23 protein-coding genes and 1 tRNA gene are annotated in these 24,849 nt (G+C 40.1%); 10 read left to right on the forward strand and 14 right to left on the reverse strand.

Annotation, left to right across the window (positions count from 1 at the left end; all coding sequences use genetic code 11):
- Positions 1-73 precede the first annotated feature (73 nt).
- Positions 74-1,699: a M28 family metallopeptidase gene (locus L1267_RS03905; protein ID WP_135924414.1), complete on the forward strand. Its 1,626-nt coding sequence runs from the start codon at positions 74-76 to the stop codon at positions 1,697-1,699.
- A 71-nt stretch (positions 1,700-1,770) separates the two neighbouring features.
- Entirely contained in the window at positions 1,771-2,946 is a 1,176-nt protein-coding gene (locus L1267_RS03910) for a putative manganese transporter (protein ID WP_235382160.1), read from the forward strand.
- 57 nt (positions 2,947-3,003) lie between these two features.
- On the opposite strand, the gene L1267_RS03915 is transcribed toward L1267_RS03910, so the two are convergent.
- The 6 genes from L1267_RS03915 to seqA all read right to left on the reverse strand — a co-directional run bounded on the left by L1267_RS03915 (position 3,004) and on the right by seqA (position 10,431).
- Entirely contained in the window at positions 3,004-4,575 is a 1,572-nt protein-coding gene (locus L1267_RS03915) for a dihydrolipoyllysine-residue acetyltransferase (protein ID WP_235382161.1), read from the reverse strand.
- An 8-nt stretch (positions 4,576-4,583) separates the two neighbouring features.
- On the reverse strand, positions 4,584-5,561 hold the full coding sequence (locus L1267_RS03920; RefSeq protein ID WP_135924411.1) for an alpha-ketoacid dehydrogenase subunit beta: 978 nt from the start codon (positions 5,559-5,561) through the stop codon (positions 4,584-4,586).
- Positions 5,561-6,775 carry a thiamine pyrophosphate-dependent dehydrogenase E1 component subunit alpha gene (locus L1267_RS03925; RefSeq protein WP_235382162.1) on the reverse strand — a complete coding sequence of 405 codons (1,215 nt, stop codon included), beginning with the start codon at positions 6,773-6,775 and terminating at the stop codon, positions 5,561-5,563. Before L1267_RS03925 ends, L1267_RS03920 begins: the two co-directional genes overlap by 1 nt.
- A 270-nt stretch (positions 6,776-7,045) precedes the next feature.
- Positions 7,046-8,101, reverse strand: coding sequence for a succinylglutamate desuccinylase (astE, locus tag L1267_RS03930; RefSeq protein WP_235382163.1), 1,056 nt, complete (start codon positions 8,099-8,101; stop codon positions 7,046-7,048).
- Between the two features lie 79 nt (positions 8,102-8,180).
- Positions 8,181-9,818, reverse strand: a complete 1,638-nt coding sequence (pgm, locus tag L1267_RS03935; RefSeq protein ID WP_235382164.1) for a phosphoglucomutase (alpha-D-glucose-1,6-bisphosphate-dependent) — start codon at positions 9,816-9,818, stop codon at positions 8,181-8,183.
- Between the two features lie 16 nt (positions 9,819-9,834).
- Positions 9,835-10,431 (reverse strand): replication initiation negative regulator SeqA, encoded by a 597-nt coding sequence (gene seqA / locus L1267_RS03940; protein WP_135924407.1) that lies wholly within the window; start codon positions 10,429-10,431, stop codon positions 9,835-9,837.
- 131 nt (positions 10,432-10,562) lie between these two features.
- Here seqA and L1267_RS03945 point away from each other — a divergent pair, with 131 nt between their 5' ends.
- The 5 genes from L1267_RS03945 (at position 10,563) to fur (ending at position 13,103) form a co-directional block, all read left to right on the forward strand.
- Complete coding sequence (locus tag L1267_RS03945) at positions 10,563-11,327, forward strand: alpha/beta fold hydrolase (protein ID WP_199526542.1); 765 nt, start codon at positions 10,563-10,565, stop codon at positions 11,325-11,327.
- Positions 11,328-11,425: 98 nt separating this feature from the next.
- Positions 11,426-11,647: a DUF2788 domain-containing protein gene (locus L1267_RS03950; RefSeq protein WP_062569139.1), complete on the forward strand. Its 222-nt coding sequence runs from the start codon at positions 11,426-11,428 to the stop codon at positions 11,645-11,647.
- A gap of 2 nt (positions 11,648-11,649) precedes the next feature.
- Complete coding sequence (gene ybfE, locus L1267_RS03955) at positions 11,650-11,928, forward strand: LexA regulated protein (RefSeq protein ID WP_004586673.1); 279 nt, start codon at positions 11,650-11,652, stop codon at positions 11,926-11,928.
- Between the two features lie 14 nt (positions 11,929-11,942).
- Positions 11,943-12,470, forward strand: a complete 528-nt coding sequence (gene fldA, locus L1267_RS03960; protein WP_135924405.1) for a flavodoxin FldA — start codon at positions 11,943-11,945, stop codon at positions 12,468-12,470.
- A 189-nt stretch (positions 12,471-12,659) separates the two neighbouring features.
- Complete coding sequence (gene fur / locus L1267_RS03965; RefSeq protein WP_135924404.1) at positions 12,660-13,103, forward strand: ferric iron uptake transcriptional regulator; 444 nt, start codon at positions 12,660-12,662, stop codon at positions 13,101-13,103.
- Between the two features lie 67 nt (positions 13,104-13,170).
- On the opposite strand, the gene L1267_RS03970 is transcribed toward fur, so the two are convergent.
- From L1267_RS03970 to L1267_RS04000, 7 genes are all read right to left on the reverse strand, one after another.
- Entirely contained in the window at positions 13,171-13,788 is a 618-nt protein-coding gene (locus L1267_RS03970; RefSeq protein ID WP_135924403.1) for an FKBP-type peptidyl-prolyl cis-trans isomerase, read from the reverse strand.
- A gap of 72 nt (positions 13,789-13,860) precedes the next feature.
- Positions 13,861-14,259, reverse strand: a complete 399-nt coding sequence (locus L1267_RS03975) for a hypothetical protein (RefSeq protein WP_235382165.1) — start codon at positions 14,257-14,259, stop codon at positions 13,861-13,863.
- A gap of 52 nt (positions 14,260-14,311) precedes the next feature.
- Positions 14,312-14,402 (reverse strand) — tRNA-Ser (locus L1267_RS03980).
- 74 nt (positions 14,403-14,476) lie between these two features.
- Complete coding sequence (locus tag L1267_RS03985; RefSeq protein WP_135924401.1) at positions 14,477-14,854, reverse strand: hypothetical protein; 378 nt, start codon at positions 14,852-14,854, stop codon at positions 14,477-14,479.
- 198 nt (positions 14,855-15,052) lie between these two features.
- The gene (locus tag L1267_RS03990) at positions 15,053-15,601 is read right to left on the reverse strand and encodes an NAD(P)H nitroreductase (RefSeq protein WP_235382166.1); all 549 of its coding nucleotides are present in this window, start codon (positions 15,599-15,601) and stop codon (positions 15,053-15,055) included.
- Positions 15,602-15,664: 63 nt separating this feature from the next.
- Positions 15,665-16,375: an HvfX family Cu-binding RiPP maturation protein gene (locus L1267_RS03995; RefSeq protein WP_235382167.1), complete on the reverse strand. Its 711-nt coding sequence runs from the start codon at positions 16,373-16,375 to the stop codon at positions 15,665-15,667.
- Positions 16,376-16,436: 61 nt separating this feature from the next.
- Positions 16,437-18,398 carry an oxidoreductase gene (locus L1267_RS04000; RefSeq protein WP_135924398.1) on the reverse strand — a complete coding sequence of 654 codons (1,962 nt, stop codon included), beginning with the start codon at positions 18,396-18,398 and terminating at the stop codon, positions 16,437-16,439.
- Between the two features lie 198 nt (positions 18,399-18,596).
- On the opposite strand from L1267_RS04000, the gene sppA reads away from it, so the two are divergent.
- Both sppA and ansA read left to right on the forward strand, forming a co-directional pair.
- Positions 18,597-20,462 carry a signal peptide peptidase SppA gene (gene sppA / locus L1267_RS04005; protein WP_235382168.1) on the forward strand — a complete coding sequence of 622 codons (1,866 nt, stop codon included), beginning with the start codon at positions 18,597-18,599 and terminating at the stop codon, positions 20,460-20,462.
- Between the two features lie 59 nt (positions 20,463-20,521).
- A complete protein-coding gene (gene ansA, locus L1267_RS04010; RefSeq protein ID WP_135924396.1) occupies positions 20,522-21,532 on the forward strand; it encodes an asparaginase in 1,011 nt (336 codons plus the stop codon).
- Between the two features lie 40 nt (positions 21,533-21,572).
- On the opposite strand, the gene gndA is transcribed toward ansA, so the two are convergent.
- Positions 21,573-22,946 (reverse strand): NADP-dependent phosphogluconate dehydrogenase, encoded by a 1,374-nt coding sequence (gene gndA / locus L1267_RS04015; protein ID WP_054553937.1) that lies wholly within the window; start codon positions 22,944-22,946, stop codon positions 21,573-21,575.
- Between the two features lie 425 nt (positions 22,947-23,371).
- Here gndA and pyk point away from each other — a divergent pair, with 425 nt between their 5' ends.
- Positions 23,372-24,805 carry a pyruvate kinase gene (gene pyk, locus L1267_RS04020; protein WP_135924395.1) on the forward strand — a complete coding sequence of 478 codons (1,434 nt, stop codon included), beginning with the start codon at positions 23,372-23,374 and terminating at the stop codon, positions 24,803-24,805.
- Positions 24,806-24,849: the final 44 nt, after the last annotated feature.

Genomic DNA, 24,849 nt, shown 5'->3' on the forward strand with positions numbered 1-24,849 from the left:
TTACCGCAAAAACTGGTTCTCATTAATAGAACCTCATATACTAATGCCACCATAAAACAAAAAAAGAGCTATTATGAAACGCTATTTTCCAGTGACACTCCTTGCAAGTGCTATCATTGCAGGCTGTGCTTCAACAAGTATCACTTCAAATGATGTAGAAAAAGCCTATCAAAGCATTAACTCAGAGCAATTAGCTGAGCATATTAAAGTGTTGGCATCAGATGAGTTTGGCGGCCGTGCACCATCATCAAAAGGTGAAGAACTTACCCTTGCCTATTTAACTGAACAATTCAAAGCATTAGGTTTTGAGCCGGGTAACGGCGATAGTTTCTTACAAGAAGTACCGCTTGTTTCACTTGAAGCAGATTCAAACATGGTACTGACTATTGGTGGCAAAGATTACCAATACAAAAAAGACATGGTTATGGGCAGTAGCCGCATAAGTGCAAAAGAAAGTATTAAAGACTCAGAACTTGTGTTTGTTGGTTATGGTGTCAATGCACCTGAATACAACTGGAACGACTACGAAGGCCTGGACGTAAAAGGCAAAACAGTTGTCATGCTGGTAAACGATCCTGGTTTTGCGACTAAAAACCCTGATTTATTCACCGGTGATGCCATGACCTACTATGGTCGTTGGACATACAAATACGAAGAAGCGAGCCGTCAAGGTGCAGCAGGTGCAATTATCATTCACGAAACAGCACCAGCTTCTTACCCTTGGTCTGTTGTTGAAAACTCTTGGAGCGGCGAACAGTTTGGTTTCCAAAAAGAAAACAACAACATGGATCGTGTTGCTGTTGAAGGCTGGGTAACCACAGACGTTGCTAAAGAGTTATTCTCGAAAGCCGGTTTAGATTTCGACACCATGAAAGCAAATGCTGCAAAAGGTGCTTACCATGTTGATATGGGCGACCTAACAGCCAGCGTTGAAGTAAACAATACGATTAAAAAGTCAATTTCGTATAACTTTATCGCGACTTTACCGGGTAGCGAAAAGCCAGATGAGCACATCATTTATTCTGCTCATTGGGACCACCTTGGTACAGATAAAACCCGTAAAGGCGACCAAATCTATAATGGTGCCCACGATAATGCGACAGGCACTGCAGGTTTAATTGAAGTGGCAGAAGCGTTTGCAAGTTTACCAGAGCACCCTAGCCGCTCAATGACATTCTTAGCTGTCACGGCTGAAGAGCAAGGTTTACTTGGCTCTAAATATTATGCTGCAAACCCTGTGATCCCAGCTTCTCAAACTGTTGCAAACATCAATATGGATAGCTTGAACTTATTAGGTAAAGTGAAAGATATCAGTGTTGTTGGTATTGGCAAATCAGAAATGGATAGTCTGCTAGAAACAGCTGCAAAAGCACAAGGCCGTACAGTATCTGGCGACCCTAAACCGTCTTCAGGTGGTTACTATCGCTCTGATCACTTTGCATTTGCAAACATGGGTGTACCAGCAATGTATGCCGGTGGCGGTAGTGAAGCCCTTGATGAAGAAACAGCAAATTACCGTAAGCGTATGAGTTTAGTGCTTCGTGGTTGTTACCATCAGCCATGTGATCGTTACCGTGATGAATGGGATTTATCAGGTGCCGTTCAGGATCTTCAGTTATTCTATCAAGTAGGTTTTGATATCTCTGAGCGTAAAGAATGGCCTAAATGGAATGCTACTTCAGAGTTCCAACGCCAATAGATGCAAATGAGATTGATTTTCATTAAAATCTAATTTACAGTGTAACCTGATTAATTTTTAGGTTGCACTGTATGCTCTCATTATCACAAACATCGAGTTTCATTCCTAAAAAAGTGAGGTGTTATATTACGGATAATAAACGCTTGTTTTTACCCCTTCTTTTGCTTGTCGCATTAGTAGTACCAACAACGCGTGAATTTACCCTTCAAGCTTTAAGTGATGCTTTTTTTCAAGTATCAGTATTTGTTGCAGCCACCTTATTAATCTATTACTACCTTATTGATCGCCTTCCTCAGTTACAGCTTAGCTATTTACGTGCTAAATCAGGCATTCTAGAAGTGAGTTTTGCTTCAATCTTAGGTGCTTTACCTGGCTGTGGGGGTGCCATTATTGTGGTAACCCAATTTACCAAAAAACAAGCTAGTTTTGGTTCTGTTGTTGCAGTCTTAACCGCAACCATGGGGGATGCTGCTTTTTTGCTATTAGCCACTCGCCCTCTTGATGGTTTATTAATGATGTTAATCGGTGTTGCTGTGGGCGTTATTAGCGGTCAGTTAGTTAATACATTTCATAAAGCTGATAAATTTCAACCTGATGAGGCAAGCGAATACACAGAACCGCCGCAGTGCCAACCAAGCGCTTTGAAATTTAGCCGCCCTGTTTGGAAATTGGCCCTAGTACCAAGCTTGATAGTTGCCTTTGTTATCGCCACCAATACCGACCTTAGCGTATTCGGTGATAGCGTTAATCAAGGTATCACCCTATTTGGCTCGATTATGGCGTTATTCACTGTAGTTGTATGGGCACTTTCATCTAAAGGCAGCAGTTATAAACAAGTAACCAGTGAAGAGGCTCCTTGTACGCCACCTTCAAAACTAACAAAGGTTTTAATGGACACCCACTTTGTTACGGCCTGGGTTGTCGCCAGTTTTATGCTTTTTGAAATTTTAGTTAATCTGGCTGGTATAAATTTGAGCGTATGGTTTTCTGACTACGCATATTTAGCACCGCTGGTGGCTGTAGCCATTGGTTTATTACCTGGTTGTGGGCCGCAAATTGTCGTAATGACACTCTATATTCAAGGTATTATTCCATTTAGCGCTATGGCAGCAAATGCAATTTCGAATGATGGCGACGCCCTATTCCCAGCAATCGCATTAGCACCAAAAGCAGCGTTAATGGCAACTGTGTATTCAACAATACCGGCACTGTTATTCGGTTATGGCTTGTACTTTTACGGAATATAATTTTTGCTTTAGATAATAAAAAACCAGCCGAGGCTGGTTTTTTAATGCTTATTAATGTTAGCTCATCGCCATCATCATTTTTGCAGGATCTTCTAAGTATGACTTCCACAAATTGTTGAAGCGGGCAATCGTTCCGCCATCAATCACGCGGTGGTCGCCAGACCAACTTACTTGCATAATAGCAGCTGAAATTACATTACCTTGTGCATCAAAACGAGGTAAATGCTGCAGTTTACCTAAAGCAACAATCGCTACTTCAGGTTTATTGATGATCGGGGTTGCAATTGTGCCGCCAATCGCACCGATGTTAGAAATGCTAATAGTGCCGCCTTTCAAATCATCTGGTGAAACACGACCATCACGTGCTGCTTCAGTTAAACGAGTAACCTCATTTGCAACATCTACAATGCTCTTTGACTGGCATGATTTAATGTTTGGTACTAGTAAACCAATCTTAGAATCAACCGCCATACCGATGTTATGATCATCAAAGTAAGTTAGCTCACTGCAATCATCATTTACTTGCGAGTTTAGTACTGGGAATTGCTTAATCGCTAACGACAGTGCTTTGATAAAGAACGGCATCATAGTGAGCTTAACGCCCTGTTGCTTATACTGCTCTTTAAGCTCACTGCGCATTGTAATTAGTTTAGTTAGGTCAATTTCATCACAGAAAGTAAAGTGAGGAATTGTCGAAACTGAAGCAACCATTTGCTTAGCCATTGCCGCTTTAATGCCTTTAATAGGCTCTACGCGACTGCCACCAGACACTGCTGTTACAGTTGCCGCTGGTTCTGCCGCTTTTGGCGCAGCTTGTTGTTGTGTTTCTTGGCTTGGTGTTTCGTTTAAGAAATCTTCGATATCTTGTTTGTAAATCCGGCCATTTTTACCAGAGCCTGGTACTTGCGTTAAATCAACATCTAGTTCGCGGGCTTTACGACGAACAGCAGGTGAAGCAACTGCTTTTTTGTTAAGTTGTTTAGTTGCGCTAGATGCAGGTGCTGGCTTTTCTGCAGATTTAGTCACTGCATTTGTTTGTGCTTTAACTACCGCAGAGCTTACATCAGGCTCTGCGCTTTGGCCCGCAATGCTCATTTGAAATAATGGGCTATGAACCGCTGCAATATCACCTTTTTGGTAATAAAGCTTTTTCACTTTACCTGTGTATTTAGCCGGAATTTGCACCAATGCTTTGTCTGTCATTACATCACACACAGCTTGGTCTTCAACGATTTCATCGCCTTCACTCACTAACCACTCAACAATTTCACACTCAACGATACCTTCACCGATATCTGGCAAAATGAAATCTTCTAAGTGCTCACCAGTCTCAGATGGTGCTTCAGTAGCCGCAGGAGCTTGAGCTTCTTCGCTTTGTGTTGGTGCTTCGCCATCAACATCCATTGCAAATAATGGCGCATGGACTTTCGCAATATCACCTTTGGCATAATATAGCTTGCTGATCACACCATCATGGACAGCTGGAATTTGCACAAGCGCTTTGTCGGTCATCACATCACAAATAGGCTGGTCTTCTTTTACAGCATCGCCCTCTGCAACTAACCACTCTACAATTTCACACTCTACGATGCCTTCGCCGATATCTGGCAAGATAAAATCTTTAGACATACTGACTCCTAAAACTCAACTGATTGCTTAATCGCAGCAAGCACTTTAAGTGCATCCGGCACATATTCTTTTTCAAGTGCTAATGGGTATGGCGTATCTAGGCCACACACGCGAGCAATTGGCGACTCAAGGTGTAAGAAACACTCTTGTTGAATTGTTGCAACGATTTCAGCCCCAAAACCATTAGTGATTGGTGCTTCGTGGCTAACGACTAAACGACCTGTTTTAGTCACTGATTTAGCGATTGTCTCAACATCCCAAGGTAAAATAGTACGTAAGTCGATAACTTCACAACTAATACCTTGTTCAGCTGCTTTTTTAGCCGCATCTTCAACGATTTCCATCTGTGCGCCCCAAGCAAGCAAAGTGACATCAGTGCCTTCTTGCACAACTTCAGCTTTGCCAAGTTCGATGCTGTAATCTTCTTCTGGTACTTCGCCCGTTGATGCACGGTATAAACGTTTTGGCTCAAAGAAAATAACAGGGTTATCATCTTTAATTGATGCACGAAGTAAGCCTTTTGCTTGATAAGGATTACGTGGCACAACTAACTTCAAACCCGGTGTATGAGCAAAATAGGCTTCTGGTGATTGTGAGTGATATAAACCACCTGCGATACCACCGCCATAAGGAGTACGAATTGTTAGATTGCCTACATTAAATTCATTACCACTGCGGTAACGGAATTTAGCTGATTCATTCACGATTTGGTCAAATGCAGGGAAAATATAATCTGCAAATTGAATTTCAGCTAAAGCAGGTGCACCAAACGCCGCTAAACCATTAGCAAAACCTAAAATACCTTGCTCAGTTAACGGTGTATTAAACACACGGTGCTTACCATATTTTTCTTGTAAGCCCGATGTTGCACGGAATACACCACCAAAATAACCAACGTCTTCACCAAAAATACATGCATTTGGATGCTCTGCCATGGTGATATCAAGGGCAGAGTTAATTGCATGAAGCATGTTCATTTTAGCCATTACTTTAATCTCCCAGCAGTTGTTGGATAAGCATCAGGATGCTGCAAAATGTGCTCTTTTAATTGTTCGTATTGTTTTTGCAGTGATGGGATTGGCTTATCATAAACATCAGAAATGAGATCTTCTAATGCTGGTTTTGCTACTTTTTCAGCACGCTTAAGCGCTGCTAAAATTTCTTCACGAATTGTTTCTTTGTCTTTTGCGTCTTGCGCTTCGTCTAACCAACCTTGTTTTAGTAACCAGTTACGGAAACGTTCGATTGGACAGCCTTTGTGTTTAGCTTCTTCGTCTTTGCTGCGGTAGCCGCTTGGGTCGTCACTCGTTGAATGAGCCCCTAAACGATAAGCGATTGATTCAATTAAAACTGGCTCACCATGTTTAGTGGCAATTTCACGTGCTTTTTTAGTTGCAGCATAAACTGCAAGGGCATCAGCACCATCAACACGGATTGTTTTAATACCATAACCGACACCACGAGAAGCAATACCATCCCCTTTAAATTGCTCATCAGCAGGGGTTGAAATCGCATAGCCATTATTACGAGCAAAAAAGATAACTGGCGCTTGGTGAACAGCAGCCATATTCAAGCCCGCATGAAAATCACCTTCTGAGGCTGCACCCTCACCAAAATAACAAATGGTGATGTTATCAATTGTGCTGTTTAACTCACCTGTTTGTTGGTCAATATGGCGAACTTTTTGACCATACGCATAACCTGTTGCTTGCGGAATTTGCGTACCAAGTGGTGATGAAATTGTCATGTAGTTAAGTTCGCGTGAGCCATAATGAATTGGCATTTGGCGACCTTTACCCAAATCTTTTTCGTTTGAAAACATTTGGTTCATGAATTGGTCAAGTGTAAAACCTCGGTATCGCAAAGCGGCTTGTTCACGGTATTGGGCCATGATCATATCGTTTTGGTCAAGCGCTGCTGCTGATGCGGTTACAGCCGCTTCTTCACCTAAACATTGCATATAAAAGCTTACACGACCCTGACGCTGTGCTGCTTGCATACGTTCATCAAGTGCTCGAATAAAACGCATTGTCTCGTATAAACGGATTGCGGTTGCTTTGTCGATATCGGGTGCGGTGGCACCTTCATGAATGTCGCCTTCCTCATTAAGAATACTTAATGTAGGGATCGTTAATGCGTGACCATCAATAAATGACAGATCATGATTAATGTTTAGCGATACGTTATTTGGATTACTCATAACCTACCTTCTTTCGTTGTCAGAAACCTACGCCACTGCCCTTATTTGTGTTTATTATCAGCATTTGCTGTAAGGATAAAGTTTGCGCAATATTCAATCTAATTAAATTAAACTGCCGTCACTTTACGTTAACGTAAGTTGTTATTCAACTAATCATAGACGAATAGATGAGAAATGGCTAAAAACGCATGGAAAGTTAACTATACAACAAAATAAACTCTTTATAGTCATATAGTTAACTTAATATAGATGGGTGTTAATGCAGAGATTTTAAATAAAGTTGCTATCAACTTGCATTGGGATAACGGTAAGCAAAGCACGCTGACCTAAGGCTACATCAGCGTTTGGGAAGATAATAGCTTCACCCTCTACCTCCGCTTCATATCTGGTCTGACCATCAATTGCCAATAATTCACCCTTTGCAAAACCGGTGAAGTTTTCTACATCATCAGCAAATGGGAAGCTAAAGTCTTCACACGTACGGTTTATTGTTCTATAAACTGAAAACAACTCAAAATCACCTGCATTAAATTCTTTATAATCCACCTTTTCTTGACTAATTAATGCAGTTAAAGTTTGTTTGGTTTTCTCGAATCGGCTCATGTCGTTTTCACCAAATGGCTTTACTTGACCAAGCTCTACCGTAAATGAATCAGCACCATGTACAAACGACGAGTAGTAACTAAACGTTGTTGCCGCTGATTTCATCATTAATACTGTGTTTACACCACAGCTGAGTAAAAATTGCAGCTGTGATTTTTTCCACGGTTTTCCATGTAAGAATGGGTATACAGCAAACTTTTCATTTTTAGAGCCACGAATTGCAGTATGAAGGTCATAATGAAAACGCTCACTGTTGTGGTTGCCTCTTTGGAAAAAATCAGAAACAACATCCTCAAGCTGCTTTGCACGAACTCGCTCAGGGTTTGAAGCAATACCTTCTACAGTATGGTGACCGTTAAACAGGCGGTTTAGGTTTTCATCTACAAAGCGCTTACCGATATTAATCGACTTTGGATTACCAAAAATAAACAGTACACGCTGCTTAAGCGGCAGTTCTTCTTTAATAATTGCTCTAATTAATTGGTCACAAATTTCAATTGGCGCCGTTTCGTTGCCATGTATCGCACTTGAAAGAACAATATCTTTGTTTGTTTGCTGATTTGGTTGAAATTCAATGATGCCCGTATCATGAACTGTCACAGCAGTGCCATTTTCAAGGGTGAATGCACAAGGCTCAAGTGAAAATTCATTGTTACGGGTTAAGGTTAAAAAGTCGCCATTGCTTTTTAATTCGTCAAGATATGAAGGAATTGAATAGCTCATTGTCCTATCCTAAAAATACGTGAGAGTAGAATACAAAAACGGCTGAGAATCTCAGCCGTTTTAAAAGATAAAAATGAAATTAGCTAATTACTGAATCAACCAGTTTTTTCGCTTCTTTTTCTAGTAAAGCTAGATGTTCTTCACCTTTGAATGATTCTAGGTAAATTTTATAGATATCTTCTGTGCCTGATGGACGAGCTGCAAACCAACCATTTTCGGTAACAACCTTTAAACCACCAATAGCAGCATTATTGCCAGGTGCATGAGTTAGTTTTTGTTTAATAGCATCACCCGCTAAGGTACTGGCAATTACATCATCTGCTGATAACGCTTTTAGACGCGCTTTCTGCTGTGCATTAGCTGGGGCATCAATACGTTTATAGATAGGTGCACCAAACTCTTGCTCAAGTTCTTTATATAGCTGTGAAGGTGTTTTACCCGTTACTGCTAATATCTCAGCCGCTAGTAAACCTAAGATAAAACCGTCTTTGTCGGTGTTCCACACCGTACCATCGAAGCGCAAGAATGACGCCCCTGCACTTTCTTCACCACCAAAAGCAAGTGTCCCCTTGCTTAAGCCTTCAACAAACCATTTAAAGCCTACTGGTACTTCTTTTACTTCACGGTTATTACGTGCAACCACTTTATCAATCATGCCGCTAGATACGAGCGTTTTACCAATTGCAACATCTTTTGACCATTCACGGTTATTTAGTAAGTAGTCAATTGCAACCGCTAAAAAGTGATTTGGATTCATTAGACCATCAGGTGTAACAATGCCGTGACGGTCATAATCAGGGTCGTTACCGATACCAATATCGTAGTCATCTTTTAGAGCAATAAGATTAGTCATTGCATAAGGAGATGAACAATCCATACGGATTTTACCGTCTTTATCCAAAGGCATGAACGAGAATGTTGGATCAACAGACTTATTTACGACTGTTAAGTCTAAATTATATTTTTCGGCAATCACTGGCCAAAAGTTGATACCAGAGCCACCGAGTGGATCCACACCAATTTTGATTTTTGCATCGCTAATAGCTTTTAAATTAACAATGTTCGCTAAGTCATCGACATAAGGTGTTATTAAATCTTGGTATTTGATAAAGCCAGAACGTGATGCTTTAGCAAACGGAAATAACTCTACAGCAACTAAATCTTCAAGCAGTAATTGATTTGCTCTATCTTCGATCCATTTAGTAACGTCAGTATCAGCAGGTCCCCCATTCGGTGGATTATATTTAAAACCACCATCTTCAGGCGGGTTGTGTGACGGAGTTACAACGATACCATCGGCCAATTCATTTGGATTTTCTTTATTATGACAAACAACTGCGTGGCTGATCACTGGGGTTGGCGTATAGTCGTCATTCTCTTGAGTAATAACTTGCACTTCATTCGCAACCAACACTTCAATTGCTGAATTAAAAGCAGCTTCACTTAAAGCATGCGTATCTTTGCCAAGAAACAGAGGTCCAAAAATGTTATTTTCTTTACGATAATCACAAATTGCTTGAGTGATCGCTAATATATGCGATTCATTAAATTTTACATCGAATGAACAACCGCGGTGACCAGACGTACCAAAAGCAACGCAATGCTCTGGGTTTTGTTCAAGATCAGGTTCATTTAAGTAATAAGCAGAGATTAGTTTTGGAACATTTACTAAGCTCTGTTGTGGCGCAGGTTTCCCTGCCTCTGGATGAATCGCCATATTATTTCCTTACCTATTATAAGTAATCACGAATTTTTTCTGCTTCGTCCGCACTATAGCCTAGGCTTAAGGCCACTTCATGAAGCATCATTTTTTTTCTGGTTGTATTTGAGTTAGTCATCACCCAATACTCTGTATCGGTGATATTTTTTGGATTCATACTACTGCCACTTTCAAGCAACGCCTCTTTACTTGTTGCAAAATAGACGCGGTCACGGCCTTTAATTTCTAGAACGTTCGCAAAATCTGCTTTGTGTGTTCTGTAAAGCGCTGCCAAGATAAATAAGAAACGACCAACAACACCTTTTTGCATTGCCAGTTCTTCTTTGTTTAACACATTAAACACATTACCTTTGACTTGTTGCGCTGTTGTGACAGTTTCGACTTGTTCAGGTTCATCGTGTTTAGGAGCTGGTTCTTGCTCTATTGCTTGTTCAGGTTCAACAACTGGAGATTCTTGTTCAGTTTTGCTAGTTGCTGTTTCAACGGGCGCTAAGGTGCCATCAGAAAGGTTTAATAAACGACGTAAAATAGTGGAAGCGCTCTCACCAATACTTTGCGTGTTGCTAGCTATGTATTGATATAACTCGTCGTCTATGTCAATTTTTTTCATGTTATTCCTGTCTTTACGGGTCACATTATAAAAGTTCTCGATGATTATACCTAAGCTCGCAGTAATTCTCTATGTTTTGCAATTTGTTATTTCGCTAGGCAAAATACTGCCATTAAAATTAGGAGTTGAAAATGCTATTAAACTACCAACAAATGGGTCAAGGTTCAGACGTTGTGTTGATCCATGGTTTGTTTGGCTCGCTAGAAAACCTCAATGTAATCGCAAAAGCCTTAGCTGAAAATTACCGCGTAACGAATATCGATTTACGAAATCATGGTAAATCATTCCACAGCGATACCATGAATTACCATGCTATGGCTCAAGATGTCAGTGAGTTACTTGAACACTTGAACATTAATAAAGCTCACATCATTGGTCATTCAATGGGTGGTAAAGTTGCTATGCAATTAGCCCTTAATCACCCAGCGCTAATCAATAAACTAGTGGTGTTAGATATCTCTCCTGTTGCTAATAACCCTCGTCATAGTGCTATTTTCGCAGGCCTGAATGAAGTAGCCGAGTCAAATGTTGCTGACAGGAAAGCCGCTGATGAAGTCCTTGCAAAACACATAGATGAAGTCGGTGTACGCCAGTTTTTATTAAAGAGCTTTGCTAAAAACGATCAAGGCCACTACCAATGGCGCTTTAATTTAGCGGTTATATATCAGCAATATGAAAATATTTTAGCTCAAGTTGATGAAAATGATTCTTGTTTATGTGATACTTTGTTCATCAAAGGTAATGATTCAGACTACATCTTAGCTGAGCACCGCCCTGCAATTATGGCGTTATTTCCTAATGCTAAAGCAAAAATAATTCATGGCGCTGGTCATTGGTTACACGCACAAAAACCGCTTGCCGTAAATAAAGCAATTAGCGATTTTTTAGCCACATAAAAGACAGATAAATTTCGCTGTTTTTGATCGTGCGCACTAAATTATTATGAATTTGTGTGGTATAGTACGCGCCGTTTATTTTGAAGGTTTATACGTTGATGGTCAGTCAGTTAATTAACGAATTTGATACCTTAGGGTTGTATTTTGGCTTAGCCGGCATTTTCTTTTTTATTGGAATGGCAATTCAAGACGTCCTTAAAAAAGGTGATGTACCAAAATTTGGCCGATACATCGTTTGGTTAGTGCTATTCTTAGGCTGTTCTGGGTTTATAGCTAAAGGTCTTATTCAAGTCTTTTGGCAAGGCGCAGGTGTGGGCTAGATATGGCAAAATCAGAAACAGATAGAACAACACCCGATTTATTTGAATACGAGAAACGTCCAGGTAGACCTAAAACAAATCCCCTACCTCGCGACATGCAATTAAAAGTAAATAAACGTAATCAAATAAAGCGAGATAAAGCACGTGGTTTAAAGCGTGTAGAATTTAAGGTTTCATCACAGTTATATCAGGCATTAAGCGATATGGCAGATGCGCAGAATATTAGCCGTAGCGCGTTGATTGAAACAATTTTACAAGAAAGATTGGCTATTGATAGATAGAAGGTTTTAAATCCATGTCAAGCGTAGGTATTTTTTTCGGAAGCGACACAGGTAATACTGAACACGTAGCTAAAATGATTCAAAAAGAATTAGGTAAAAAGCTAGTCGCGGTTCATGACATTGCAAAAAGTTCTAAAGAAGAGATTGCTGAATTCGATTTATTGTTATTCGGTATTCCAACTTGGTACTACGGTGAAGCGCAATGTGACTGGGATGATTTTTTCCCTGAATTAGAAGAAGTAGACTTCGAAGGTAAACTGGTTGCAATTTTCGGTTGTGGTGACCAAGAAGACTATGCTGAATACTTTTTAGATGCAATGGGTATGATCAATGACATCGTTACTGAGCGTGGCGCGATTGTAGTAGGTCACTGGTCAACTGATGGCTATGACTTCGAAGCATCAAAAGCATTAATTGATGACAAAACCTTTGTTGGCTTAGGGATTGACGAAGATCGTCAACCTGAACTGACAGAGCAACGTGTAAAAGACTGGTGCGCTCAAGTTTATGAAGAGATGTGTTTAGCGGAACTTGCTGATTAATAACAAGTACTACTCGCATTTACTAGCTGATGTAAAGATGCACAACCAGTTCGTTTTCGTCTAAAAAAACAGCAATCAAACGAATTGTTCTTTGCACTTAGTAACTAGGCACGTTATTCTAACAGTTGCTAATGTGTCGTGTGCATCTTAATGATGCCTAGTATAACTAAATAAATTGAGACAGATTGAATGACTGATCACAACTTGGAACTAAAAAAAGCAGGGTTAAAAGTAACTTTGCCGCGTATTAAAATTTTAGAGATTCTACAATCTCCAGACAATCAACACATCAGCGCTGAAGATGTCTATAAAATTCTATTAGACAAAGGCGAAGAGATTGGTCTTGCAACTGTCTACCGTGTACTTAACCAATTTGATGATGCAGGTATTGTATCTCGCCACCACTTCGAAGGCGGCAAGTCAGTATTTGAATTATCAGGTAGCACTCACCATGACCACCTCGTTTGTCTTAAATGCGGCAAGGTTGTTGAATTTGAAGATGATTTAATCGAACGTCGTCAAGAAGAGATTGCTACAGAAAATGGCATTAAATTAACTAACCACTCTCTTTACCTTTATGGTGAGTGTGAGGACAAAGTTAAGTGTAAAGAATACGCTGAGTCAAATAGCTAATTAGCTGTTTATTTCAGACATAAAAAAACCTGCTTAAAGCAGGTTTTTTTATACCTATTAAAATCAATTAGATGATTTCTAATAGCTCAACATCAAAGATTAGTGTTGAGAAAGGTGCGATTGCAGCACCAGCACCACGCTCACCATAAGCAAGCTCATGCGGTACGTATAAACGCCATTTTGAACCAGTACCCATCATTTGTACTGCTTCAGTCCAACCTTTGATAACACCACCCACTGGGAATTCAGCTGGTTGACCACGCTCATAAGAGCTATCAAATACCGTACCATTGATAAGTGTACCATGGTAATGCGCACGAATTGTTGAATCTACAGTTGGTTTCTCACCATTGCCTTCAGTAAGCACTTCGTATTGAAGACCTGACTCAGTTACTGTTACTTCAGGACGTTTTGCATTTTCTTCTAAGAAGGCAATACCTTCAGCAGCAAGTACTTTAGCTTCTTCTTCGCGGCGAGCTTGGATTTCAGCATTGATCTTTTCAAAGGCAGCTTGAATTGCTGGGATTTCAACTTGGAAATCGTTACCAGTGTATGCGTCTTTCATACCTTCAAATACAGAGTTTAAGTTTAAACCTTCAAAAGGGTTTGCTTTTAATTGCTCACCCATTTGTAAACCAATACCGTAACTTGCTTTTTCAGCGTCTGTTGTAAAATTATCTGACATGTTTAAATTCACGTTTATTTAGTTAAAAGACGTGCCCATACTAACATAAAAAAACAACGAATATCGCTTAGTTTATTGCGTTTGCTCAGTGTTTAAACTAATTCGTTGCTTTATTTTCTCAATGACTAATGTTGCAACCGGTAAACTTATCACCATAGCAAAAATAAAATATGTATCTTTTAAACTCGCCTGCCCCATTAATATTAAAGGCACTACAACAAGCCCAACTACAGCGATAAATATTGCCGCAATAACAGGCCAATGTTTGTCGTACTTACCAATTAAATGACCTACGAGTACATTGAAACCAATGCCATACGCAATTGAGGATAACAATCCGTAATCTGGTTGTGCATCATGAGCCATAGCAACAAGTACATTAATGCCACTATGATAAAAATAAGAGAAGATACACCAAAGTAAAACATGCTTTATCATTCTTATAGGCGTAGAAGGTGTGCTTGCTGACATTATTTATCTCCAGATAGCAAAAAACCGCCCTGTAGGCGGTTTTTTTAAATAATGGTGGAGAGATAGGGATTTGAACCCTAGAGGGGCTACAAACCCCTGCCGGTTTTCAAGACCGGTGCATTCGACCACTCTGCCATCTCTCCGTACGGCGCGCATAATATTAGTTACCGTGGTCGATGTAAAGCCTTAATTGTAAAAAAACAATAAAAACTCATATTTAGTAATACTGTTTAGGTCGACGTGCAATCATTGAGCAGACAAAACAGACAATTAAACTGATAAGAGCAAACCCTGCCCCCTGAACAATAACGTCTATTTTGTTTAAATTGTTATTCGGTACTATCACTAATAAAAATGCGGGTAAGCAGGTTAAGGTCAATACATAACAACAAACTTTAAAAGCGCGACCAAAATCAAACCGCTTAGTACTGTGCATCCACCACGTAAGTAACAACAAAAACCCAATAGCAGATAAGCCTAGAAATTGTGGCGCTCTAGTTGAGATAGCCACAAAGAAAGTGACGGCAGCACCTATAATGCCCCATATTGACCAAGCGAACCAATTTTCTTTTTCTCGTAAAAATAAGTTTCCCATTGTCCTCGTCTTCTTTATCGTTATTTTTTAAGACTATCCCTACGTTAACAAAAAACAACCGATTAAAAAACACACTGAAGAATAATTATTTTGTTTTTTGCATCCTAATAATTCTTACACTGCAGCCTAAATTAATTAAACTAACACATGCAAGCTTAATAGCATCTGACTGCATAAATATAAAAAAGTTCCTAATTTTTAAAGTCTCTCAAAAAAAGTATCTGGTTTATGCCTAATAGGCTTTTTAATATCAACTTCAGGAGTACCTAAATATAAGAAGCCAACTATCTCGTCATCAATTTTACAATTTAAAGCTTTTTTGACTGATTCACTTTGAGCAAAATAGCCTGTGCGCCAGATCCCACCTAATCCTTGGGCAAAAGCGGCCTGCTGCATGGCAAGCACTGCACAACCAGCACTTTGAACTTGTTCAATACGTGGCACTTTAGGGTTTTCTTTTACATCAGCAATTGCAATGATAATCATAGGCGCACGAAGTGGTAGTTCTTTTGCACGATTAACCGTGCGCTCATCTTGATGTTCAGCAACTGCAGCTTGATGATAAATATCACCTAATGCATGCCGAGCATCGCCTTCAACAACAATAAAACGCCAAGGAGCAAGGCAACCATGATCCGGTACTTTTATTGCAGCTCTTTGAATAATCTCAAGCTGTTCTTCTGATGGACCCGGAGCAATAAGACGTGGATCTGATTGTCGAGTTTGTAAAAGAGTTAAAGCGTCCATTTAATTCCTATTAAAACATTAATACAGCGCCTCATTTTATAAAGGCATTAAAGTTCTAGCTTATCATTTATATTCACTTGCAATAAAGAGCTTAGTGCGATTTCTAACAAGCCAATAATCGAGGCTAAAATAGCGACCTCCCCCCGAAAAAAATAAGCTCAGTAGCATCACGAAATAGATCGCTGAAAACTCAATACCATTATTTAAAATCACAGGTTTCCCTTTAGCATACAGGTATTCCGTATAACCATGAGTCTCTAATAACTCGCGCATTTTAGATAGTCTCTCACCCGCTTCTTTTGAATTAATCAAACTGGCTTCACTTGCAGGAATTGCAAGCCAACTGAGGACTCTTGCAGGGCTGGTACTCGCATCTGTTGGGGTAACAGCAAACCAGCCATTACTTGCGTGCACAGTCGTTGCAGCAACAAGCATAGTTATCATTAAGGGGATTGCTACTAAACGTGTGAACAGACCTAATAACAGCAAAATGCCGCCTAAAAACTCTGTCCATGCTGCTAAAAAGGCCAGTACAGAGGGCATTGGTAGGCCTAACCCCCATTCACTATTGCCAAACCAAGCGACGATATCATCAGAGGGTAAAAAGTATTGATAAAAATGGGTAACATCACCGCTTAAGGCAAGTTTATTAAAGCCGGCAATAATCATCACTGGGGCTAATATTAAGCGAATAAATAGGCTGGGTAGTCCATCTAAAAACTGAAGTTTAGTTAAGATGCGTTGGTAAAGAGGTAATAAGTGTGTGATCAACATTGCGGTCTCGTGACTAATTAGATTAATCACACAGACCGCGGGTTTTCTAGTTTACTTTCAATTAAATTTTACGAGCGACTTGTAGCGCTTCAAAAATCGCACGTTTCGCATCAATAGCGGCAGCTAGTTTGGCTCCACCAATAACGTGAACTTTGGCGTTTTCTGTTTGTTTTTCGAATGTTTCTGTATTTGAAACCTGACCAATACAAGCAATCACAGTATCAACATCTAAGATTTGCTCTTCACCTTTAACAGTAATTTTCAAACCTTGGTTGTCAAAGCTAAGGTACTGACACTCAGCAATTTGTTTTACACCATGCTGTTTAGCAACTTGACGATGGATCCAACCCGTTGTTTTACCCAGTTCACTACCAAAACGCCCTGCACTTCGCTTAAGCATGTATATTTGGCGGTTATCTTTTTCAGGTGCAGCTTCACATTCAATACCCCATTGAGTTTTGAATTGCTCAATAGTCTGCCCTTTGTGTTCACTTAAAAAGGCAACCATATCAAAACCAATACCGCCGGCACCTAGAATCGCTATTTTGTTACCTAGCTCTACCTCACCGCGGATCACTTCATCATAGGCAAACACACGCTTGCCATCGTTACATTCAATTTTTGCTTCACGAGGTCTTACACCTGTTGCAAACACAACATCATCGTATTGGTTTAGCATGTTTTCTGTAAATTCAGTGCCTAGCTTTAAATCAACATTTAAGCGTTTTAACTCATTAGTAAAGTAATTAAGAGTATGGTTAAAGTCTTCCTTACCAGGTACTTGCATTGCTAAATTAAATTGACCGCCCATCTGCTCTTTACGCTCAATTAGAGTCACTTTATGACCTTTTTCTGCTAAATAGCAACTAGCAGCCAGACCAGCGGGGCCTGCACCAACAACAAGCACTAAACGAGAAGATGACGCTTTTTCAAGGCTATAGTCTAATTCAAAAGCAGCCTGTGGGTTAACTAAGCAAGTCGCACGTTTGTTTTTAAATACATGGTCTAAACAACCCTGATTACAGCCAATACAGATATTGATTTGCTCTGACTTGTTATTTACGTATTTATTAAAAAACTCAGGATCAGCTAATAAAGGACGCGCCATCGAAATTAGATCAGACTCACCCGCCTCTAAAATACCATTGGCTATTTCAGGTGTATTAATGCGGTTTACTGCGATTACCGGTACCGATACTGTATCTTTTAAACGTTTTGATGCCTCTTTAAAGGCACCCGGTGGTACCATGCTCGCTATTGTTGGAACACGTGCTTCGTGCCAACCAATCCCCGTGTTAAAGATGTCAACACCCGCTTTTTCAAGTGCAAGCGCTTGCTGTTTAACTTCTTCAGGTGTCGAGCCGTTTGGGATCAGATCCATTACAGATAAGCGAAATACAATAATAAATTTTTCACTTACTTTAGCGCGTACAGCTTTTACAATATCAATAGCTAAACGCATACGATTTTCAAGGCTACCTCCATAACTATCCGTACGTTTATTAGTATGGTTAGCCATGAACTCATTAATCAAATAGCCTTCAGACCCCATTATTTCAACACCATCGTAACCTGCTTTTTCAGCTAGTTTTGCTGAGTTTGCAAAGTCTTTAATAGTCTTTTTAATTGAGCCTAACGACATTTCTTTAGGTTTATAAGGATTAATAGGTGCTTGAATAGCACTTGGTGCTTGATTAAATGGATGATATGCATAACGGCCAGCATGTAATAATTGTAAGCAAATTTTTCCGCCATGTTGATGCACTGCATCCGTATATGCGCGATGTTTAATCACATCATAAAACGAGTTAAACGTTGAGGCGAAAGGCGATAGCTTACCTCGTAAATTTGGACTGTAACCACCAGTTATAATTAATCCAGTGCCACCCTTTGCACGTGCTTCATAAAATGCGCGCAAGCGTTTACGGTTGTGCCATCCCTCTTCTAAGCCGGTATGCATTGATCCCATAACCAAACGGTTACGAAGTTCGGTATGCTGTAATTGTAATTTTTGTTCTAACATTGTGTGCCCCGTTAACTGGTCGAACCTCTACTTGAAATAGATTCTGCGGTAATAACTTAGAATAATCAACTTTTCGCTAGTAAATATTCTGTAGCAAATTGTCTTTTTAAACACTCTGTTACTATTTAACAGTTAAATTTAAAGTTAATCTAAGCTAAGATGAGTCATTACAAAGCTGTATTGAATTAAGGATTTATTTTGCTAGCAAAGATATTTAAAGGCATTTGGACTGGGATTAACTTCTCCCGCCGTTTAGTCCTAAACATTTTATTTTTATTACTAGTAATACTCTTTTTCGTTGCAATAACAGGTGAAGAAGACAAAGTAAAAGTAGCAGACGGAACTGTGTTGCGCCTCAACTTAAATGGCCCAATAGTTGAAGAAAAAACTTACGTTGATCCTGTAGAAGCTGCGATTAATGACGCAACTATGGGTAAAGAAGCACCATCAGAAATTTTACTTGATGATGTAATCGAAGTTATCAACGAAGCAACCAATGATGATCGCATCACTGTAATGCTACTTGACCTACAAAAAATGCCTAGTGCACACATCAATAAGCTTAAGCAAATTACTAAAGCTATCGATGAGTTTAAAGCGGCTGGTAAACAAGTCATTGCTACAGGCTATTATTACACTCAAGCACAATATTATATTGCAGCTCATGCTGACGAAATCTCAATGCATCCATACGGTGGTGTGAGTATCGAAGGCTATGGCATGTTCCCTCTTTACTTTAAAGAAGCATTAGAAAAGCTAAAAGTAACACAGCATATTTTCCGTGTTGGTACTTATAAATCAGCAGTCGAGCCATTTATTCGCAACGACATGTCTGATGCAGCTAAAGAAGCGAACAGCGTTTGGTTAACAGCACTTTGGAAAGAATATAAAACAGATGTTGCTGCAAGCCGCCCATTCGATGAAAGCAATTTTGATGAAGATATGGATGTGTACTTAGCTAAAATGCAGGCCGTTGACGGTAACTCTGGTCAGTACGCTTTGAACAATCAGTGGGTTGATTCTTTAAAAACATCACAGCAAATTCGCCAGCAACTGATTGAATTAGTCGGTGCAGAAGAAACCGGTAAAACCTTTAAGCAAGTCAGTTTCCGTGAATATCTATCATTGGTAAAACCACCTGTTGAATTTGACAACCCAATCACTGAAAAAGTAGCGGTTGTTGTTGCTAAAGGCACTATTGTCGATGGCGAACGTAAAGCCGGTGAAATCGGTGGTGATTCTACAGCTGCCCTACTTCGTAAAGCTCGTTTAGATGACAAAGTAAAAGCAGTGGTATTACGTATAGATTCAGGCGGCGGCAGTATGTTCGCATCTGAAGTTATTCGAGCTGAAGTTTTAGCTCTGAAGGCTGCTGGTAAACCGGTTATTGCTTCTATGAGCTCGGTGGCAGCATCGGGTGGTTACTGGATTGCCTCTGCCGCCAATGAAATTTGGGCTGCACCTAGCACAATTACAGGTTCAATTGGTGTGTTTGGTACGTTCATGACATTTGAAAATACTATGGCTGAACTGGGTATTTATTCAGATGGTGTTGCGACAACAGATCTTGCAGGCTTCTCAATTGCGCGACCGCTTGATGAGAAAATGGCAGATATTATCCAACTAAGTGTTGAAAATGCATATAAACGCTTTTTAGATGTTGTGGCTGAAGCGCGCAATATGACACCTGAACAAGTAGATAAAATTGCTCAAGGTCGTGTATGGATTGCAACACAAGCAAAAGAGCTTGGTTTAGTTGATAAACTGGGTGACAAGCAAGATGCAATTGAAGCTGCCGCTGAACTAGCTAAACTTAAGCATTATGATGTTAAAACCATCAAACAATCGCTTACACCGCAAGAGCAAATGCTTCAAGATATCTTTGGTACAGCAGCAGTTAAAAGCTTCTTTGCTAAGTCTGATTCATCACAATCAGTATTGGCTACACAAGCTAATTTACAGAGCCTGATCAAGCAACTAAGTAGTGAAATTGACAATCTTAAAGATTACAACGATCCACAAGGCGTATACGCTCGTTGTTTGGTGTGTAATGTAATTCAATAAGTTACTTAGCAATTCAATTTTAGGTATACTAGGCCCAGTTATTTAACTGGGCCTTTTTTATGAAACGTAAACGTATATATATCGCCTACACAGGTGGTACCATCGGGATGAAAAAATCGAGCCGAGGCTATGTACCGGCTGAAGGTTTTTTAACCGAAACTGTGGTCAATAATGCAGAATTTAATCGTGACGAAATGCCTTTGTTTGATATTCACGAATATTGTCCACTGATTGATTCTTCAGATATGTCACCTGCCCACTGGCAACTAATTGCTGACGATATTAAGAGTAAATACCAAGACTATGATGGCTTTGTGGTTCTGCACGGTACAGATACTATGGCTTATACCGCTTCTGCCCTGTCATTTATGTTTGAGAACCTGACAAAACCTGTAATTGTCACAGGCTCGCAAATTCCGCTTTCGCAGCTTCGTTCTGATGGCCAAGTCAACTTACTCAATGCAATGTATTTAGCAGCTAATTACCCAATTGCAGAAGTAAGCCTATTCTTTAATAACCAATTATTCCGTGGTAACCGTGCAACAAAAGCCCATGCTGATGGCTTTGATGCATTTGCCTCTCCGAATCTTGAACCTTTAGCATTGTCAGGAATTAATATTCAACTTATCAAAGGCCAGCTAAGTCCTTACGTTGATAATGCACTGCAAGTTTCCAATATTACACCACAGCCTATTGGTGTACTTTACTTATATCCGGGTATCAGCCCTGAAGTGGTAAAAAGTTTAGTAAACGACAATATAAAGGCCTTGGTACTCTTGAGTTTTGGTGTGGGTAATGCGCCACAAGACTCTGCATTTATAGATATTCTGAATGATGCAAGTAAGCGCGGTATGGTGATTGTTAATTTAACGCAATGTTTAAAAGGCCAAGTGAATATGGGCGGCTATGCCACAGGGAATGCTTTGCTTAATTGCGGTGTTATTAGCGGCTATGATATGACATTAGAAGCCTGTTTGACCAAGTTGCACTACTTATTTAGTCAAAAACTTGAAGTAGAAACAATTCGACACTTGATGCAAGATAACCTTCGCGGCGAGTTAAGCCGTTAAAAAAAGGCACCAATTGGTGCCTTTTTTCGTTTTTTGATGATTAACGAACTTTTTCGTCAATCTCAACTAAGTCAGTTAAATGGCATATTTCACCGCTGTGGGTTTTAATACCATGTTCACCAAAGTAATCTCGTTGTGCTTGCACAAGGTGACCATTGCTTGGTGTTGTTAACGTCGCAATGTAAGTTTGCGTTGCTGTTAATACAGGGAAAGCAAGACCAGAAGCAACCGCTGCACCTGTCACTTTACGTAAAGCTGCTGACTCACGCTGCATAGAATCAATAAATTCTACACCTTCAGCAACGTTGTCTAAGTAATCAGCACGGATAATACAGCCTGCGCGCCATGTTTGTAGCGTTTTAGAAAGATCAACTTTCCACTGATGAGCGCGTGATGCACCTTTGATAAGTGCTAAACCTTGACGATAAGCAAGTAAACTTGCCAGAGTGAATGCATCTTTTAGCTCAGCTAAGTCTAAATCAACTGTGTCAGTTGCTTTAGCAGCGTAAGTCATTTCTTTAGCAGCATGCGTATCACAAGTATTTGTTAAGTGACGTGCTTGAACAGCTGCCACTAATGATGGTACAGCAATACCAAGCTCTAGCGCATTTTGCGCAGTCCATAAACCAGTGCCTTTAGCGCCAACCTTGTTGTCGATTAAATCAACTAGCGGTTCACCTTCTGTTGTTTCGAGGCTCAAGATATGGCTTGAGATTGACAGTAAGTAGCTATTTAATGTGCCTTCAGACCATTCATTGAAAATGTCAGCCACTTCTTTTGGTGAACGATTAGTACCTAAACGTAATAGTTGATACATTTCTGCAATTAATTGCATTAACGCATATTCGATACCGTTATGAACCATTTTCACAAAGTGACCACTTGCAGATTGGCCAACACGGGCAAAGCATGACTCACCTTTATAGCTTGCAGCTACTTTTTCAAACCACGGCTCAACACGCTCCCAGCCGCCTTCTGAACCACTTGCCATCATAGCTGGGCCGTGACGAGCACCTTCGGCACCGCCAGAAATACCCATAGTGGCAAATTCAAATTTGTTTTGATATTTAAGTTTACGGCTTATGCCGTCTTTATAGTTACTATTGCCGCAATCTACGATAATGTCATCACAGTCAACGCCTGCTTCTGCAAGCTCTGTACATACTTTATCAACCAATTCACCAGCAGGAACTAAAAGTAGAATCGAACGAGGCGGCTCTAAGCGTCTAACCATATCATTTAAATCAGACACAATATGTAAACGGTCTGCCAAACCTAGTGCTTTCGCACAGCTTAGTAACTCGGCACCCGCATCTGGGTTTTTATCATAAGCTACTAATGTCAGCCCTTTTTCAATCAGGTTGAGGGCAAGATTTTTACCCATAACGCCTAACCCTACTAATGCAACTTGCATTTAGTGTCCTCCTCGGTAACAACTATTGGTTAGTTAATCAAAATAAATACGCGCGCATTATACCCAAGCAGCCCAAAAATGCGAGCTTCCGAGCTAACTTGCTATAAATCTATAAAAGGCACGCAGCAAGCTGGGGTTAGTATATCAAATTAATAAGGGCATCGGACCAGATTTTTATAATACCCTTTAAAAAGGTATGTGTATTGACGCTACCTGACACCGGTGTCATAATAGCGTCATTAATGCTTTGTAAACTCTGTATTTAATACTAAGAGCCAGATACTCATACGTAAAAACAATGATTTTTTACTTATGAATTCTGCATTAAGCTTAATTTGATTCATTTATATGCTATTAAATAAGCACAACATTTTAATAGATAACCATCAATTCGCTTAATATTTTTAAGCGCACAGGAGAATTTGATGCTAAGACGCACTAAAATTGTTGCGACACTTGGGCCGGCAACCGATCGCGATAACAACTTAGAAAAAATCATTCGTGCAGGTGCAAATGTGGTTCGTTTGAACTTCTCACACGGCGTAGCACAAGATCACAAAGACCGCGCACAAGCAGTTCGCGATATTGCAAAGCGTTTAGGCAAGCACATTGCAATTCTTGCTGATTTACAAGGTCCAAAAATCCGCGTATCTACGTTTAAAGACGGTAAAGTAAACTTAGCAGTTGGCGCTAAATTTACCTTAGATGCAAAAATGGAAAAAGGCCAAGGCGATGTAAATGCTGTAGGTATCGATTATAAAGAGTTACCAAACGATGTTAAATCAGGTGACTTACTGTTATTAAATGATGGCCTTATCCAACTGACTGTTGATAGCGTAGATGGTCATTTAGTTCACACCACAGTCACTGTGGGTGGTGTACTTTCTAACAATAAAGGTATCAACCGCTTAGGTGGTGGTCTTACGGCTCCGGCATTTACAGATAAAGACAAAGAAGATTTAATCACAGCCACAGAAATTGGTGTTGATTATATTGCAGTATCATTCCCACGTAGTGGCGATGACATGCGCTATGTTCGCTCATTAGCAGAAGCTGCTGGTTCTAACGCGCAGCTTCTTGCCAAAATCGAACGTGCAGAAGCTGTAGAAACAGTTGAAGCAGTTGATGATATCGTACTTGCTTCTGATGCTGTTATGGTTGCTCGTGGCGACCTTGGTGTTGAGATTGGTGATGCTGCCCTCGTTGGTAAACAAAAGCTAATTATTAGCCGCGCACGTTCACTAAACCGTACTGTGGTAACAGCAACGCAAATGATGGAATCAATGATTGATAACCCGATGCCAACACGCGCTGAGGTTATGGACGTTGCAAATGCAGTTCTAGATGGCACTGATGCAGTAATGTTATCTGCTGAAACAGCAGCTGGTGACTACCCTGAAGAAACCGTTGCTACTATGGCCCGCGTATGTTTAGGTGCTGAGTCTCAAAAAGAAACTCACGTTTCTAAGCACCGTTTAGACAGCCGCTTTTCATCTAATGCTGAATCAATTGCACTGTCTGCTATGTATGCAGCCAACCACCTTGATTCTGTAAAAGCGATTGTGACACTGACTGAATCAGGTAGCACAGCTAAGTTAATGTCGCGCATTAGCTCTGGCTTACCAATTTACTCATTATCACGTCACGCTAGCACTTTAGGTCAAACTGCATTGTATCGCGGTGTTTACCCTGTGTTTTTTGATTCAACTAAGTGTGAAGATGAAAATATGGTTCGCGAAGCACTCAATACATTAGTAGAACTTGGTTCTTTAAGCACCGGAGATACTGTGATTTTAACGCACGGTGATGCGATGGAAACTATTGGTGCTACCAATACAATGAAGATTGTGACAGTTTAAACTGTTGCAATCACTGATTAAAAAAAGGCGCATTGATTGCGCCT

The organism is Pseudoalteromonas sp. OFAV1, from assembly GCF_021532595.1.
Taxonomy (GTDB): Bacteria; Pseudomonadota; Gammaproteobacteria; order Enterobacterales; family Alteromonadaceae; genus Pseudoalteromonas; species Pseudoalteromonas lipolytica_C.